Annotated in this window: 10 protein-coding genes; 1 reads left to right on the top strand and 9 read right to left on the bottom strand. The window is 37.5% G+C overall.

Annotation, left to right across the window (positions count from 1 at the left end):
- Positions 1 to 159 precede the first annotated feature (159 nt).
- The 9 genes from ACFSR8_RS15630 to ACFSR8_RS15590 all read right to left on the bottom strand — a co-directional run bounded on the left by ACFSR8_RS15630 (position 160) and on the right by ACFSR8_RS15590 (position 17,194).
- Positions 160 to 969, bottom strand: a complete 810-nt coding sequence (locus ACFSR8_RS15630) for an acetolactate decarboxylase (RefSeq protein WP_380293728.1) — start codon at positions 967 to 969, stop codon at positions 160 to 162.
- Between the two features lie 6 nt (positions 970 to 975).
- Positions 976 to 3,027, bottom strand: coding sequence for a hypothetical protein (locus tag ACFSR8_RS15625; protein ID WP_380293726.1), 2,052 nt, complete (start codon positions 3,025 to 3,027; stop codon positions 976 to 978).
- 283 nt (positions 3,028 to 3,310) lie between these two features.
- Complete coding sequence (locus ACFSR8_RS15620) at positions 3,311 to 5,806, bottom strand: T9SS type A sorting domain-containing protein (RefSeq protein WP_380293724.1); 2,496 nt, start codon at positions 5,804 to 5,806, stop codon at positions 3,311 to 3,313.
- A 127-nt stretch (positions 5,807 to 5,933) separates the two neighbouring features.
- Positions 5,934 to 6,248, bottom strand: coding sequence for an L-rhamnose mutarotase (gene rhaM, locus ACFSR8_RS15615; RefSeq protein ID WP_380293722.1), 315 nt, complete (start codon positions 6,246 to 6,248; stop codon positions 5,934 to 5,936).
- 96 nt (positions 6,249 to 6,344) lie between these two features.
- Positions 6,345 to 7,196 (bottom strand): T9SS type A sorting domain-containing protein, encoded by an 852-nt coding sequence (locus tag ACFSR8_RS15610; RefSeq protein WP_380293720.1) that lies wholly within the window; start codon positions 7,194 to 7,196, stop codon positions 6,345 to 6,347.
- 356 nt (positions 7,197 to 7,552) lie between these two features.
- Positions 7,553 to 10,180, bottom strand: a complete 2,628-nt coding sequence (locus ACFSR8_RS15605; protein WP_380293718.1) for a hypothetical protein — start codon at positions 10,178 to 10,180, stop codon at positions 7,553 to 7,555.
- A 19-nt stretch (positions 10,181 to 10,199) separates the two neighbouring features.
- Positions 10,200 to 12,362, bottom strand: a complete 2,163-nt coding sequence (locus ACFSR8_RS15600) for a beta-xylosidase (RefSeq protein WP_380293716.1) — start codon at positions 12,360 to 12,362, stop codon at positions 10,200 to 10,202.
- Positions 12,363 to 12,503: 141 nt separating this feature from the next.
- Positions 12,504 to 14,111, bottom strand: a complete 1,608-nt coding sequence (locus tag ACFSR8_RS15595) for a RagB/SusD family nutrient uptake outer membrane protein (protein ID WP_380293714.1) — start codon at positions 14,109 to 14,111, stop codon at positions 12,504 to 12,506.
- Between the two features lie 17 nt (positions 14,112 to 14,128).
- Entirely contained in the window at positions 14,129 to 17,194 is a 3,066-nt protein-coding gene (locus ACFSR8_RS15590) for a SusC/RagA family TonB-linked outer membrane protein (protein ID WP_380293712.1), read from the bottom strand.
- A gap of 265 nt (positions 17,195 to 17,459) precedes the next feature.
- Here ACFSR8_RS15590 and ACFSR8_RS15585 point away from each other — a divergent pair, with 265 nt between their 5' ends.
- Positions 17,460 to 18,305 carry a hypothetical protein gene (locus ACFSR8_RS15585; protein WP_380293710.1) on the top strand — a complete coding sequence of 282 codons (846 nt, stop codon included), beginning with the start codon at positions 17,460 to 17,462 and terminating at the stop codon, positions 18,303 to 18,305.
- Positions 18,306 to 18,380 lie beyond the last annotated feature (75 nt).

Here is an 18,380-nt window from a genome sequence, read left to right as displayed (position 1 = left end):
AATATCCTACTTTTTTTGGTCAAAACTGTCCTGATGTATCTCGATTTTACAAAAATTCCCCAATCATATTAGCAGGTCGTTGAAGTTTATCAATACCAAAAGAAAAATAGAATGCAAAGCTATAATCTTCCAATAAAATTATATTAAATCAAAAATCGTTTAATTATACTGAAACTCACTATCAAGTTTTACGTTTTCAAACGTTTCATTTTTGGGAAGGTCGAATGCATAACTTGTTTTTTGATCCCAAGGAACATCGATATCATGCTGTGTTTTAAATTCCATCACATGGCCACCCCACTTACGGTCATCAGAGATAAAATGAAAATGATGACCAAAGGCATTAATATTACCAATATATTCCGGACAATAAAAACCAACCAAAGTGCCACTTATATTTTCAGCTTCAAAAACTGGACGAATAGGCAATAGTACATCAAGCCCATCGGTAAATGGTTTTTCAACCTTTGGCACACCTCCAAGCTTAATATAATCCAATTTTACGGGTACTCTGTAGGCATAAAAATAATGCTCAGATTCCATTTCCGAATTTAGACTTTTTTGGAACGATGCATAATCTATTGGTCCTTTTACTTGAAAGCTACCATCCTGATTGAAAAAGGTAGCATCGGAATATACAATTTCGTCCTCATCTTGCCCCACTGTTATTTCTCCGTTTTCCCTGATTCGGTATGGAACTCCGTCCAGCATTACTAATTCGCCATCTAGAAAATCAAAAGAGCCTAACCCTATATCACCTTTGGTTTTAAGTTCTGAAACTTTTAAATCGCCATCAAAAACCTTGTTAACAAAAGCGAACCAAATGGAATATTGGTAAAATATATCAGATTTGTTTTGAACAATCGCACGACTGTCTTCTTTAGTCTTAACTAAGGAATCACTTTCTTGCCTGCATGAAATTATCAATGTCGAAATTACAATTCCGATGGCTATATTTAATTTTTTCATAATATATTATTGTTTTGCAATTTCAATATCCTGTTTAACCCATTCGGTAATTTGAATCCAATCCACAATACCCACTCTGTTGGTCCACAAAGGATTATGATTTTGTAACATGGCTTGGTGCACATACTGCTTCCAAAAATCTAGTGCATTTTCTAAGGCTTTCACTGCCAAATCTTGGTACTCCTTTTTGTTAGAATTTCTAAATAGTGCTAAATAAGTTGCGCCTTCAATTTTGTAGGCATAATACTTTCCTAAAAAGGACACTGTTTTAATATCGTTTAAAGTGAATTGCAACTCTCTACTATCGGTAGCCTTAAATTCTTCCAAAACATTTAAAGCACTGTTTGATACATTCATGAGTTCTTCGGAAACCTGTAAAGGTGTTTTTAAAGTCGTGGTACTTCCGTTGGAAACCATTTTTACATAGTCTGGAATGGATTGATTTCCTGATTTAGGATGCACCCCAAGTGATATAAACCGATTGACATCATGAAACCCAGTTTCATTCTCCGCCTGTTTAGGTCTACTTTTACAACCCTCAATATACCATTGAAAATCCAGACTGCCCCAATGAAATCCAGTTGTTAGCGGGTAAACCATAGAAGCATTTTGCCATGCAGAAAATAATTTATCGGCATTTATTCCTTTAAATTTATGTGCCAATAAACCTTTAAAACGCTCGTTTGTTATTGTAGGATCATAACTTAAACGCCCCCAAAGTAACCATTGATACCAATGTTTTGACACTTCAATTTGATTGGGTGTTAAGGGATTTTTTGTTAAAAAATCGCGTCCCCAAATCCATTGGTCCGAACCAAAGTAAATACCTTTTGCAACATCTTCGTAAGGCAGGTTATTGATAAACTCCCTTGTGAAATCTGGTGCGCCCCACCTAAAGTAAAAGGTGTCATCATTACGCAAACCCCATAAGGTTTTCATACCTTCAATTTGTTCCAAGTAGTTGGCATCTTCATGATAAGGCTGTTTTGTAGCACTATAAACATGCGCTTTTGCATACTTAAAGCAGAATAAAAACTCCACGTTATCGGCATCAACAACAGCTTTAAATTTTTCAGCAATTTCCTTTGCTCCAGATTGGTGTTGTCTGTGAATAAATTTAAACTGTCGCTCTGGCATTTCTTTGGCAACATCTAAAATTCCTTTGGCATAGGTATCATAAGCCCAATTTTCCTTTTCTTCCCGTGAAGCTCCATGCATATTTTCTCCAGTTGTCAACCCTATTCCAGCCAAATCTGGATAGGTCACAAACAGTTGCTCAATGCTCTTTCTAAAATAGTCTTTGGTAATTTCATTATTTCTATCGTCCGTAATGCCATATTTTCCTTGGGTGCCATAGTCAAAAATATTCCATGTGATGATATGAAAATCAATGTTCCTGCGCTTTCCGTAGGCCATCACTTTTTTCCAGAATTCGATTTTTTCGTCAATAGTTATTCTTTTTAAAACTTCTACATTTTCTAAAATTTCTGGGGCATCAAAACCAATGGCCATAAGATTATAATTTTCCTTCCATTCTACGGTAGAACGTTGAACATCATCTAAAGCGACCTCTTCATACCCAGTCACTTTCACCAACGAAGGAAACGGATGCAAGCTCCATAATGAAATATAGTTATACCGGTACCGTGCCATTGTATCGATATAATCCTTCCAAAAACTGAAATCCCATATATGTGGAATATTGTACTGGGCCGCATCGGAAACATCGGTATAACTGGGCGTGCGTACATCAAGAGGTATATTAAATTTAGGCCCGCGCATTTCTAAATACGGATTACGAACCATTGGTTTTACACCCTCCAAACCATAAAGTTTAATCTGTTCCACCAATTCCAAAGTGCCGTACATTAAACCTGCTTCGTCATATCCCGTAACAACTATTCTATTCGCCTCCTTTCTTATTGAAAACCCTTCCTCACTTAAATGAGTTAAAGTATCAATCTGTAACGTAATATTCGGGGCGTCGTTCCCTGGGGGATTAACTTCAACATATCTATCTCCCAGCGCGATTTGCAAATCCTGCAGTGCGAATTGCACGCGAGCGTCTTTTGAAGTTTTAACAATTTGTATCTTGGAAGGCTGTTGTGAACATCCTAATAAGAAAAAAATAGATATAATGCACGCGAACGGCATGCCCCAATTTTTCATACTCAAAAATGTATTAGAAATATTATTTTAAATGTACAGCAACACATCAGAAAGTATATCCTGTGCTATACTGTATTAGCGATCTTCAAGGCTAAACGTATCTTCTTGGAAAGCAAAAAACCCGGAGAAAGACAATTTCTCCGGGCTTAATATGACCACTGTTTTGTTTAACCTATTTTATAACAAGCTTCTTGTGAAATACACGCTGGTATTCGTCAACTACTTTTATAAGATATAATCCCGATTTAAATCGACTGTTGTTTTGCACCTCTATTCTGTTGGAATTCATGGTGGTTTTATAAACTACTTTACCCAGCATATCGTTAATAGTCACGTTGGCCGAATGAAAACCATCAAGTACAATGTTAAAACTACCGCTGGAGGGATTTGGATACACCATTACGGCATTCGACGTTAACACATTGTCATCAATGCTCAAAGGTGCACTGCTTGCTAGCTCCAATTGCCACTTACTTCTTACATCACTTACGTCCGCAGAAAAGTTAATAAAATTACCACCTACATCATTGTAAAGATAGTTCCCAGTATTCCTTACTTCAAACCTATAGGTCTCATCTGTGGTAATGTAATGCGAAGTCCAAATTTTATCGACATCGTCATTTGGTGCAGATTTAGAAGTACTAAAAATAGCATTACCCTGACCCGGACCTGCTCCTCTTAAGGTTTCTCTAACCTTGCTTTTAATATTATAATAGTCCTGACCGTCACGAGAGGTTGCTACAAATGTCCAAATTAGTGCATCATCCCCTTCAACATAATCACTCTCAAACACATCCGTAGAGCTCGAGGAAGATTTAAGATACTTGCCAGTGGCCACATTCTTAAATCGATACTCAACCCCAGTCAAATCATTTGGGTTAATGGCTTGGGCGTTCACTGCTATTTCGGCGGAGTTTACTGTTTCATTACTTGCATTATAGGCAACCGCTTGAAGGGTGTATGCCCCTTCAGTTGATGGTGTCCAGTCAATCGTGTATGGCTCTGTAGTGTCCTCGTCAAAATATGTACCATTTACCCAAAATTCCACTTTCGAAATACTTCCATTTTCATCAACAGCATCAGCTGAAATCTGAATCGTTTGATCCACTTCATAAGTGTCTCCATCAAAAGGTGATGTTAAGGATACCCTAAACGGCTCTTTTACAATATCTAAATCTATAATTTGCAAATAAAGTGGAAGTGCATTGCCAGATCCACGCTCCATTAAGTAATAATAAAGCTTACCGTTATTAATATGCACCCTGCCGTGATCAAAGGTTCTTCCGGTTGTGGCTTCATACACTGTTGTAAAACTATTGGTACCACCTTCTGCCTTTTGAATAAACACCCTATTGCTTTTTAGGCCTATGATAAATACGCTATCGCCAGAAGTATAAATTGAAGTTGCACCTGCAAAATCTTCCGAAGTAATAAAATCAGTAGCCCCCGATGGTTTATAGGTATGCAAGTATTTGGTAATATTGTTTTCAGTATCCCTTACTTTGCTTATTATGTGTACATCCCCATTTTCGGTAACTGTCCAGTCAAAATCACCAACAATGTAAACTTCGTTTTTTGTTGTTGTTGGCACATAATCTCCAGGCTCCATTACTTTGACAAAATCGGCATTTAATAACGGCAGTGAGAAGCTTTGTCCTTGATGGTTTTTCCAACTATTTAAACCATCCTGATTATCTGAATATGCGTAATACACACCGTTTTGATATAAGTACTTGTCATTGTTATTGGAAGATCTTCGTTGAAAGCCAACCCTAATTTTTCCGTTCACATACTTCATGTTTCCATAAAGCCCCCAATTATAAGGTTCGCCCTGATTTTTAGCATTTACAACATTAAATTTTGTGAAATTGGACCAAGTAGATGTAGAAGCTGAATATTTAGAAAACTTGTAGGCGCCATTGTTATTACCGTTTTCACGCATATACATAAAAAGATCTCCCATATCGTTTACAAAGAATTGAGGATATGTCAGGCCGTTAAAATTGCTATAATCTTCTTCGGGATAACCCAATCTTCCACTATTTAATGATAAATGTTTATAAACTCCCGTTTTAGAAGGGTGTTCCACAAATTTATTTAAAGTGAATTCTGCATCAGAAACCGATAATGTACCGGCTACAGAATAGGAATACCTAAAATAATCATCGCTTAAGCTGCCGTTAGAAGGTTTTGTCCTACTGTAGGCGTGCATATCATAAATCAAGTGTATCGTTTGGTCTATGGGGCTTATCCCTATACCAATGGTATTATGGGATTCCCCTATCCACCATTGGTTTTGATAACCTGTATGCCTATGCGGAAACTCAATGGTCGCCATTGTTCCTGTTGTCGTGTTGTATCTGCTAAGCATGACATGCCTATCGTCTTTTCCTCCGCGATACCACGTCATAAAAACATATTCATTATAGGTTTTTATGCAATCACCATGTGCCGAAATATTATTGCCAAACCAATAATCGTATTGACCACTTTCAGAGGTATTGGGGTTCGATCTATTTCGGCTTCCATCAAAATGAAGTCCAAAATCCGTTATCTTAATTTCGTTTTCTAAAACAACCTGTGCGTTTAAAATAGTTGAAGACACCACAAGTAAAACTAGAAGTATCTGACCATGGAGCATTTTTTTGAGAGGGTAATTCTTTTTCATAATTTTCTTTTTTATAGCAATAACCTTAACCAAAGATGTATCGGATAAAATTACATCTAATTCAAACAAAAAGTGTCCTGCCCTATACTGTTAGTTATTAGCCGGTTATTGGACTTGTGGAACAAGGCTACTCTAAATAAAACAACTCCTCCAGCGGTATTGAAACAGGCGAGTTGTCCGGGTTGGTTTCCATGATATCAGCCATAAAATCCCACCACTTTTTAACAACAGGATTATCGGCCAAGTCTTGGGACCCTCCTTCTCCAGATACTTTTTGAAAAGCAAATAGCGTACTGGTTTCTTCATCCAAAAATATAGAGTACTCACTTACGCCATTGTCCTTAAGTAGTTGTTTCAATTCAGGCCATAGCTGGTCATGCCTTTTTTTATAGGCCTCCCTTTGCCCATTGTTCAATTTCATTTTAAATGCTAATCTCTGCATAGTATCATAATATTTTAAATCAAAAAAAACATCCTATGCTCAATATCAGCATAGGATGTTTTTAAAAAACTTTATTAAATAAGGTATTGGCCTTACTTATAGCTTTAATACTTTTTTAGTAAAGCTTCCACCATTTCCAGTGAAATTAACTAAGTACATACCGCTAGTAAATGCGCTAACATCCAATTTAAGCGAAGACTCTCCACTTAATTCTCTTGATAAAACCTCTTTACCAACAAGTGAGAATACAGTAACTTTTTCAACATTAGAAGTCAAACCTTCAATAGTGATTTCATTATTTACAGGGTTAGACACAAATATTGAACTGGTATCAAACTCATCGTTGCTCAATAGCGCTACTAAATGCATACGAAGCGGTGCAATTGCACCCGGACTTTGAAACAGTACTGGATCATCAGCTGCAGATGGAGCATCTCTATATCTTAAGTTTCCTTGTCCTGGAGGTTTAGCGAACAATGCATTGTTTCCAGGGCCTCCCCAACCACTCTCTCTTCTTCTTTGAAACTGGTCCCAACCGTAGTTTGCATCTCCTGCATCACTAATTGGTCCACCAGCTGCAGCAGTAATTTTAATTTCAGGATCTGAACCACTCCCATCAATAGAAGTTTGATCTACAACCATTCTCCAAGTTCCAGCACTAAGAGAAGAGAGGTCTGCTGTAATTGAAACATAGCCACCAGAAGCTGGATTTGGATGATCCTGTATCGTCCAAACTTGAGTTATATCATCACCCGGTAATTCTGCCGCCCATTTTAAATCGCCTGAACTAAGATCAAGGGTCATGTAAAGCTCGGGCGTCAGACCACATGTTGAAATCTTATAAGAACCTGGGTTCTCATATATTTCAGGACATGTTTGAGACTGCACTTGAAATGCAAACATGGCAAATAATACAAATGCACTAATTTTTAAAGTAATTTTTTTCATAATAAATTAAATGTTTATTAGTTAATAATAGTTTTACCCTATAGAAAATCCCTATAGACCAGCACAATATATAATACTTTTGGTTTTTAGCTATCCTGTACAATCATGGTTCAATAAAATATGCCTATTTTTTCTTTTTTTTGAAAAGGATCAATCTAAACGGACACTCTCGTGTTTGCGCCGTTTATTGACTATCAAACAGCAATTTCAGGGAATACTGACGGAAGCCCATATTATTTCAGGTTCACGGATTATGGTGCAACTATTTTCTTAATATGCTTTATAACTGACACTTTGTTTTAACGTCAATCATTTGTGCTGGCCTCACAATATTGATAGAAAAGTACTTCCAACCCTTACCTCTCAATATGGAGGTAGGGCATGCTGTGTGTTTCGTTATAAAGGCCAGGGTAAATTATGGCTTCCCCATTAGTATCCAACAGTGTAAAATATAACAGTACATCATAATTTGAATCCAACTCTTCAAGGGGTATTTTAGCTACATATTTTGTGCCGTCCCATTCCATATTCAGTTCGTTAAATTTACCTTTGGTCATATTTGCTTCTCTATAGTGTACTTTTGGCTGTTGGAAATCGTCTAATCTCGCTCCAGTTAGCAGAGTAACGGCTAATTCCCCTTTGGAGGGTACTTTACCGGGGACTGACGCCCTTAAACTTTTGGCAAATTCATCATTTTTCGATTCTAATTCTCTCCAATGGGTCAAGGTGGCTATTCCAGAGGGGTCTTTAATAATGCCCTCTATTTTTTTTATATCCTTATCCATTTCAACCAAACGGTCCTTCCACGAGCCATTGTCATGCAAAAATCGTGGTGATTCAAAATATAGCTGGGCCGTCAAACTATCAATGATAACCCAACAGCTTTTAGCTTTATACATCTGTTGTAATGATGACTTTAAATACCCCTGATTTTGCGTTTCTTCATAAAATGAAAAGTCTGTAGCAGCTCTGATTTTAAATGAATGGTACAGCGCTAGATTGGATAAAATTTTGAGATCAATTTCATTTGTAATAAATTCCTTTTTATGAGCTTCACGTATATCTACCAAACGGATGCTATCCAATGAGCGCGATACATCTTTGGCCAAAATACTGAAACGTCTTGCCAGTTGCATAGGAGTAATTTTTGGCCTGACGCTATCCTTTAACTGATCTTTTACGTAACCCTCTATACTATAAAACAGCCCAGGATCACCGGGTTCCGACGATTGATAGGTCCTATTTTTCAGAACATAATAGGGGTTGGCATTGTGTGGCACGAAAAGCGCCCCGCCGCTCTCTATTTCAGCCCAGTTATAATTGCCGGGGTGAAATGTAAGGTGTGAGGACGTAATTAAGGGCAATACTTTACTGGCCGAACTGTAAGCGCTCAAAATATTTTTATAGGCTTTGCCGTAACGTACTTTGAATTCCCGCTCCCAAACCTCTGGTTTCGTGTTGCTGGAATACCCTAACCTGCCAAATAATGCATACCATGCCCAATAGCGCTCATCTTCCCACCTGTAAAACTCCATGGCGACATCCTTGAAAAGACGCCAGGTATTTAGCTTTCTCCCCAATGGTGGCGTTACCTGAAATCCTTTGGCATTACCAAAACTAGTGCTTTGCGAAAACCGGCGCGTATAGTCGGGGTCTGCCCAAGTAAACATGCGCATCGTACCAACGCCCCATAACCTATAAATAAAGTCGAAATTGCGGGAACGGCTTAAAAAGTCTGCGTAACCATAGCGCTGCCGTTTATCAACGTTGTACAACATAGTCAGCTCTCCCTCCCTCATTTCCATGGGATGGTATGGCAACCCAACACCTTCCCAGGTATATTTACTGGTTACACTAAAATCCAAGCCTGTTTCAGTAACAAACTCCCTTATGGGTTTTGTGAGACCTTTTGCCCGTATGTCCAAAAAAACATTCCTGTTCTGCTCGCTATTACTAAGGGCAATAGCGTCGATTATTTCCTTCCAAAAATTGTCTGCTGTATTCCCAAATCCCCCGACACCGGACTCATAATTTACACGTAATTGAATACCATCTATCTCTGGCACTTTCTGCAACAGCGAAAGCATGCCTTTCGAGCAATATGTAGTATATGCCGTGTCGTCTTCGGGTAAACCAGAAACTAATTCATCGCTCCTGCCATGCCCCCAAATACCGAAAACAAAATCCAGCCCATAATCATGGCATGTTTTGCCTATTTTCCTTAGCTGATTAAGATACTGCGTTGGAGAATTTTTGTATTCCCCAATTAAACTAACCCCTTCAAATCCCTGAACATCAAAAAGGTAAGGATACACAGGAATCATAAATTCCTGATTTTTGCCATCATTGTAGCCCGTAATCAAGGTAAGTCTATTAAAGCGGTTTTTAACAAGCTGTCCACAATAATATTTCCAATACGCCTCAGAAAAGAACCATGAATCGTCGTGTTCACTGGCTATAAACTTATCCAACCCACGTACTTGATTGTCGGGATATTCAATAGTATTTTCAATCCCGGTTAAAGCATCAAGCCCTTTATGATTTACTTGATCTGCAAGCTCATTTAAAGCGTATGCTAGGCCTATGGAGTTTGTACCTCCTACAACCAATGCTGTCCCCTTCTCTGTATTTCGCCATTGGTAAAAAACCCCCTCTGGTTTATTCAATTTTATCTTGGGTTCATCAGCAACCCATCTACCGATAAGACTGTCACGTAAAGCACCAATAACAAGGGTAATGGTTTTAGTATTTGTTAGCGAATTCTGGACTTTATTAATTTTTCCACCGGACGCTTCTATGGCACGAATAAGATTGCGCTTTCCAAAGTTAACCGGGCCTACACTATCTTGAAGTGTAGTTCTGTCAATAAGTGTAATTTCATTATTCTGAACAAAGGTTTTCTCCTTGATAGATTGTGCTACTGCCTTAATTGGTAAAACTACACAGCAAAAAAGCACTAGATTTATCAGAGTAAAACACTTCATAGTATTATTTAGACACCCTTTATTTCACAGTTAATGTAGCAGTTTTCAAATCTTCATTCGAAGAGGAAGCTCCAATTGAAATGGTAAAAGTTCCTGGTTCAACGACTTTTTTCAATTCCTGGTTCAAAATATTCAATTCGTCAAAGCCCAAATTAAAGCTTACGGTTTTTGTTTCACCGGGTTTTAAGGTGATACGTTCGAAGCCTTTTAATAGTTTTAAATAGCGCCCAACCGAGGCATAATCATCACGAACATACATTTGCACCACCTCATCACCTTCTCTATCTCCGGTATTGGTAATGTCCACTGAAATAGTTGTGGAACCATCTACTGGAATCGATTCATTTTCAAGCTTTGGGGTCCCATATTCAAAAGTTGTATAACTTAAACCATATCCAAATGGAAATAATGGTGATTTATCTGCATCTTTAAATAAGCCTTTGCCCGAACCTATAAAATCTGGACGCTCTAAATACGTTACGGGAAGCTGTCCTACATATCTTGGAAAAGATACTGTAAGCTTACCTCCTGGATTCACATCTCCAAAAATAGCATCTGCAATAGCATCTCCAGAACGCATACCTAAATACCATGTTTCTAGAATTGATGGAATATTTTCTGCAACATAGTTGATTGATAGTGGTCTACCATTAATTAAAACAGCAACAACAGGTTTACCTGTTTTATGGATGGCTTTTACCAACTCTTGCTGCACACCATATAAATTTAAATCGGCTCTATCTACACCTTCACCACCTGTTTTTCTAGAGCCTCCAATAACTAAAACAACTGCTTCAGACTTTTTTGCTGCTGCAATAGCTGCTGGAAAACCTGCTTTAGAATTACTTAATAAATCACAACCTTTTGCATAATTAATTTTTACTTTATCTCCAACTTTAGCTTTTATTCCATCTAAAGCAGAAACATAAAATGGTGGTAAACCAGAATAGCCTCCTAATAAAGAATACGTTCCTTTTGCAGGTCTTTCTTCATGAGCATTAGGTCCAATTACTGCTAATGATTTAATTTTAGAAATATCTAAAGGCAATACATTATTATCGTTCTTTAATAAAATGATGGCTTTTTTTGCCATTTCATATGCAAAATCTTGGTGTTCTTTTCTACCAGCATATACCGTTTTTGTGTCAATCTCTTTTGGTTCTGTATCAAATAGACCCAATTGATATTTTGCGGTTAAAATACGAGATGTTGCTTTGTCTATATACTTCTCCAATTCAGGGTTCTTTGTTATTGTATCTTTCAACACTTTGCTATTATACGCTGCTAATTTCTCAATCTTTCCAATGACTAAGTCCATATCAACACCGGCTTTTAATCCTAAAATTGCTGACTTAGTTCTGGTTTCAGCAATAAAATGCATGGTTCCTAACCTCGCAATATCATTATTATCGGAAACTATAAGCCCGTCAAAACCTAATTCATCTCGTAAAATATCCTTGAGTAACCAGGTATTCATATGGTTTGGAATACCATTATAATCTTGATGACCTGGCATAAGAGAACCTATCTTTGCTTCCTTTATAGCAGCCTCAAAAGGTGGTAAATAAACTTCTCTTAATCTACGTTCAGACATATCACTAAAACCTCCGTTAATTCCACGTCGGTTTTCAGGATATCCAATAAAGTGCTTCGCTGTTGCCAGCACATGATTCTCATCAAATCGCTCCTCACCCATACCTTGTAAACCTTGAATGAATGCAACACCCATTCTAGATACCAAATAAGGGTCTTCGCCATACGATTCTTCAACTCTACCATATCTTGGATCTCCAGAAATAACATCTAAATTAGGTGAATAACAATGTGTAACACCTAAAGCACGTGCCTCTATTGCTGTTTGAGAAGCCATCTTTTTGACTAACTCAGGTTGCCAGGTAGAAGCTGCAGCAATAGCTTGTGGATACACCGTTGTATTACCATAATAATCAAGAACAAGCCATAATCCATGAAGAGCTTCCCCGTATTTCATATAAGGAATACCAAGCCTTTCATTGGCCGGAGCATCTTGAGTCATTTCTGCAATCTTTTCACCTAAAGTCATTTGACTTAGAAGTTTTTCTACTTTTTGATTTATTTCCTGGTTATCGGATACTTTTTCTTCTGACTTACAACTAATTAAAAAGGTAAGAATTAAAATTACGGGTAAAAAGCAATGTTTCATTTTTAGTCTGGATTATTTAAGCCACTAATCTAATACAAATTTGGATTAATCATATCCTGAACTCTCATGTGTTTCATAAAAAAGACCGAAAACTTTCGTCTTCGGCCTTTTCAACTAAACAACTAAAAAACTAACTTAATATTAATTTCCTGATCTATATCCGTTATTGGTTGGGTCTGATTCCAATAATGCAGGATTGTTTATAACTTCTTGTAGTGGAATCGGCAATTTTACATGCCAAGGCTCTATATTGGCCGCAGGTGTCCAGAAGCGGTATTCCAGATCTTCCACGACATCAAATAAAATACCCCATCTTATCAGGTCATATCTTCTCCAAGCTTCTCCGGCTAACTCCCATTTGCGCTCGTCATAAATAGCTTCTCTAAACTGTTGTTGAGTTAAACCAAGTATTTCTTCGGCTTCTGCAACGGTAGCAAAAGCACGCTCTCTAATTGGCCTAATATACTCGAAGGCAGCATCTGGATTTCCACCAGGACGCTCATTCTCACATTCAGCAGCCATTAAATGTACATCTGCCATACGGAACACCAGTCTGTTGTCAGAGTGGTTGAAACGTGGTGACGTAGCCAAGTTCAAATTCATAAACTTAGGCATATACGTATGATTCAATTGAATACCTTCATACATGTCGTTAACATTTAAAGGTCTTCTTAAATCATTCATAGGGAACTTCTCAGCAAAATCTTTTGATGCTATTTGAAGCCCTGTACCATTAAACGACTCTCCATTGGCCGCCAAGGCATCCTTTAAAGGTTCTAAATCTTCAGCATTTTGTGGCTCATCCCGTAAACGTGGATTAAACATACTTGGTCTCCAGTTTCCATTGGAGTCTCTTGCAAAATTAGGTAAGTTCCCATCAGCATCTTGAACACCAAGTTCGAACTGACCTATAATGTCTTTGGCAAAATCTAACGACCAAATAATTTCAGCGTTGTATTCATTATTAGGGTCAAACACTTCAGCATATGTTGGCAATAAAGAATGTGGCGATTGATTAATAATCTCTAGACATTTATCCAGACCTTCTTGCCATTTTTGTTGCTGCATAAGAATTTTTGCCTCAATCAGTGCAGCTGCCCATTTTGAAGCCCTTCCTGCATCATCACCAGTATAAGAATCTTTAAGATTTGCCTGTGCAAATTCTAAATCCTCTAAAACACCTTCTATTATTATGGCTTCATCTGTTCTTCCCAAAGAACTAATCTCTTCAAGCGTAAGAATCTCCGTATAATAAGGTGCATCACCCCAAAGATTTGTAATATGCCAATAACATAAAGCCCTTACAAACCTTGCATCCGCAATAAAGTCTGTTCTAGCTTCTTGCAAAATAGCTTCATTATCTGCAATTCTATTAATTAAAATATTTGTATTTAAGATAACTCTGTAAAGGTCTTTCCAAGTATCTGACACACTCATCTTTTGAGTTGATACGTCCGCAGATGCTTCCGTTAGAGAATAATTACCCATAGGCTCAAAGAAACCTGCTTGCCTATTAGGTTCTATAATGTCGGCTCCGTTGTCGTAAAATACATCTAATCCAACCTGTCCGTAAATGGAATTATTCTTTAAAATGGCATAATACCCTGTTCTAAAAGCCTCAGCCTCAGTTGCTGATGATAAAAATGTTTCTGGAGAGATAAGTGCTCTCGGTTCTTCTTCCAAAAATTTCTCACAGGCAAAACATGAGAAAATCATGAAGACGTATAAAAATATGCGCTTTGTTTTCATAATCTATTTTTTATTTTTTAAAATGTTACGTTAAGACCAAGTGTTATAATGCGTGGATTTGGATATGACCCATTATGATAACCTTGGGCAATATTACCTATTCCATCTCTTCCAAATCTACTTGCTTCCGGATCAATCAATCTAAAGTCTGAAAATAATAATAAATTATTTCCAGAAAAATAAATAGAGGCATTTTTAATCCCATCTAATCCCCAGTCGCTAACAGGCACATTATAAGCTAATCTTAATGTTTTAAGACGTATATGCGAGCCATCTTCAACATATTCTGAGTTAGGAGGTGTACCTGTTACAGTATCTTGTCCAGCTCTTGGTATATTAGATGTCTCATTAACACCTTCGATCCATCTGTTTGCTAAATCAGCATATTTAGTAGTTTCACCACGGTTAAAGTAATTATTACGCATGGTTAAATTAAATACTTCATTTCCTGTAGTCCCTTGAAAGTAAAAGGATAAATCCCAATTCTTGTAAGAGAAATTATTTTCAATTCCAAATATTAAGTCTGGAGTTGGATCTCCTAATACAACATAATCATCTTGAGAAATTCTACCGTCTGGCACTCCATCTGGCCCACTTATATCTTCAAATCTTGCACCTCCTACAATGGCATTATCAAGAAAACCTGAATCATCAATTTCTTGTTGACTCTTCCATGTACCTAAATATCTAGCCCCTGTATATACAGGAACAGACTCTCCAACAATTAAACGTGTGTTACCTGATCCTAGAATCTCATCAACGGTAACATCAATGAAATCGACATCTCCCAAGTCTAATATTTTGTTTCTATTAGCAGATAATGTTACCGTAGAGTTCCAGCTAAAGTTTGCGTTACTAACATTAGTAGAATTAACAAGTAACTCCCACCCTTGATTTTCTAAAGAACCAATATTTTGTAATTGACTTGTGAATCCAGTTTGTCTAGGAATCGTTACATCTAACAATAGGTCATCTGTTTGCTTATAGTAATAATTTAGCTCTGTAAACACTTTACCCCCAAAAAAGGATGCTTCTAAGGCAATATCATAAGAACTTGTGGTTTCCCACTTTAAATTAGGGTTGGCTGGTCTACCTACCGTTAAACCAATTAATTCATTACCTCCTAAAGTTGTATTTGCCTCTGTTAGTAGACCAAATGTTCTGTATGCTTCAATGGCTTGGTTCCCCGATTTACCCCAACTCGCTCTTAATTTCAAATCTTGGAACACATTCTGATTTTGCATAAAAGACTCTTCTGAAATTTTCCAAGCACCTGCTATAGAAGGATAAAACTCATATTTGTTACCTGGAGCAAAACGAGAACTACCATCTGACCTGCCTACTAAAGTCAATAGATATTTATCTTTAAAAGCATAGTTTATCCTTCCGAAGAAAGAGGCGATTTGGAACCCATCATAATCACTTCTGATTACAGACCTAGCGGGATCAGAAAAACCTAAATTGTTAAACCCAGCGGCATCACTAAAAATACCTAATGCTTCTGCAAAAGCTGTCTCCGTCTCTACCTTTTGAAAAGAAGCACCAGCAAGTGCTGTTATACTATGATCTTCATTTACATTGAATTGGTATTGAATCGTGTTTTCATTATTCCAACCAATACTAGATATTGTTTCAACACTAGCAAACCCACCATTAAACACATCTATCGCAAGATTACTTGGCGCTTGACTGGAAAAAAATCTATTTTGCTTAGAATTATTTATTTCTGGGCTAAATGTTGAACGGATAATTAAATTTTCTATTGGACTATACTCTAAATAAGCAGTTGCCAACAAATTATTACTCAATGTTTCATTTGTATTTTGCTCAAGGGCAGCTATCGGGTTATTAAATGGTGCTCCTACAACTTCATTAAATCCATTATAGGTTCCATCATCATTAAAAATAGGCTGTGTGGGAAGCGTACCAAAAGCACTTCCAAATCCAACTACACCATTTTGCCTGTTAATTCTAGAATAATTTATTCTAAAGCCAGCCTTTACCTTTTCACCTAATTTATAGTCTAAATTAGACCTGAAAATAAACTTTTCAATACCAGAACTTTTAATAATACCTTCTTGATTAAAATAGCTCAAAGAATTGTAGTAATTAAGGTTTTCTGTTGCGCCAGAAACAGAGACATCTGCACTATATATAGGTGCGGTATCCATTAAAAGATCAAACCAATCGTTGTCAGGATAGGTTGATGGATCGTTTGGAAATGGCTCTGTAACCCCTCTAAATCTTGCACTTTCGTTAGTATATGCAATTTGCTCCCTCTGAGAAAGCATATCTGGTAGTTCTGGAACACTTTGTAAACTTGTATAAAGGTTTACAGACACCTCTGGCTTTCCTGTTCCTGCGCCTTTACCATTTTTTGTAGTCACTAACACTACACCATTTGCACCTCTAGACCCATAAATAGCAATAGACGAAGCATCTTTTAAGATTTCAATAGATTTAATGTCATTACTATTTATATTATTAAGGTTGAAGTTAGTCCCTACTACAATACCATCAATAACCCAAAGTGGTTCGTTACTTCCTGTGATGGAATTACCACCTCTTACTCTAATTACAGTACCCGCACCTGGCGCACCATTAACCTGTGTTACCTGAACACCAGAAGCTCTACCTTGTAGCGCTTGATCCACCCTAGAAACCGGAACTGCAGTAATATCCTCTGCACTCACCGAAGATACAGATCCAGTTAAATCCGACTTTCGTTGCGTACCGTAACCAATTACTACCACTTCATCCAATGCATTGTCCTGCTCTAGTGTTACGTTAACTACGGTTTGATTGCCAACTGGCACCTCCTTTGTAGAATACCCCACATAGGAAAAAACCAAAGTACTTGTTGCGTCGGCATTGATGGTGTAATTACCATCAAAGTCAGTACTAGTTCCTGTAGTTGTTCCTTTTACCAAAACGGTTGCTCCGGGGAGAGGCTGGCCATCCGCAGTAACAGTTCCGGAAACGGTTTGGGCAAAGGACATTGCCACAAACGCAAAGAACAAAATGATGCTCAACTTAGCCTTTCTAAGATATAGCGTCTCATTTAGTTTAGTTTTTAATTTCATAAAATTTGAAGTTTAAATTAGTTAATTTTTCGTTTTCTAAAATATTTCTTAAAATTTTAACGCGTATCCTGCACTTCCTGTTCTGGACTGTGCTGTATCATCATTTAAAACATATTTTACGAGAAACAGGACACCACAGGTTAAAATAATAGACGGCATGATTTAGTTTTATAACTTATGAAGCGCCAATGCTTTATGTATATCAAAAATATAACTCTTTATATGTTGAAAAATGAATAGGACGTCATTAATATTAGTACTTTTTATGTTAGTTTCTTTTGTTAGCCCGGTTTGGGGTCAAACTATAAACCCACCCAAAGGAAGAATAGCCGTTGTTGCAGATGGCAATTCTCCAGACCCTGATGATTTGGGAGGTACGGCAATCACCATTGCCTTATTGCGTGCCAGTGGCTTAGAGGATAGATTGGTACATTATTCCCATAGTTGTGATTTGGTAAGGGACGATCGCATTTCAAAACAGGCCGAAAAAGAACGCCACCATTTAATGCAGATAGCTTGTGACATGACCGCACGACGCTGGGGCGGATTTGGAAATTTAACCTTTTACGATGCGATGTGGCAGAAAGAAGCTACTATCAATGATTTGTGCTGGGCCATTAATGCCTCAACTGCCGATGACCCATTATGGATTATCGAAGCGGGCGAACCGGATATTATTGGTATGGCATTGAAAAAAACACCCAAAGAGAAACATCAATTTGTAAAAGTAGTTACCCATCACCCTGCCAATGATAATGCGGGCGATTTTTACACGTGGCAACAGATTTTGGATTTTGGTATTGAAGAAGTTCGTATACCAGACCAAAATATTAATTTGAAACTAAATCATGACCAATGGGATTGGGCTAAAAACCATACCGACCCGCGTATACGATTAGTTTGGACTATCGGAAACCTTGCTGAAGTTGACAATATCGTTAATTTCCAAAAAGGAAAATGGGATTGTTCCGATGCGGGTATGGTATTGTATTGGATTACGGGTGCCAATGTGAATGATGGCCTTGAAGCTGGTAGTATGGAAGTGGTAAAGGAGCTTCTGGAAAGTTACATAGAGCGTCATCCAGAGCCGTCAAAAAAGAAGAAAAAATAATTTCCTAAAGATTGAGCTTAGCTCATATTGAATTTTTAACTAACGTGAGTTCGACATAAAAAATCATATTATATA

Origin of the sequence: Hyunsoonleella rubra (genome assembly GCF_042684665.1) — a bacterium.
Lineage (GTDB): Bacteria > Bacteroidota > Bacteroidia > Flavobacteriales > Flavobacteriaceae > Jejuia > Jejuia rubra.
The sequence above is the reverse complement of the archived record's forward strand: the minus strand, read 5'-3'. Positions and strand labels throughout refer to the sequence as shown.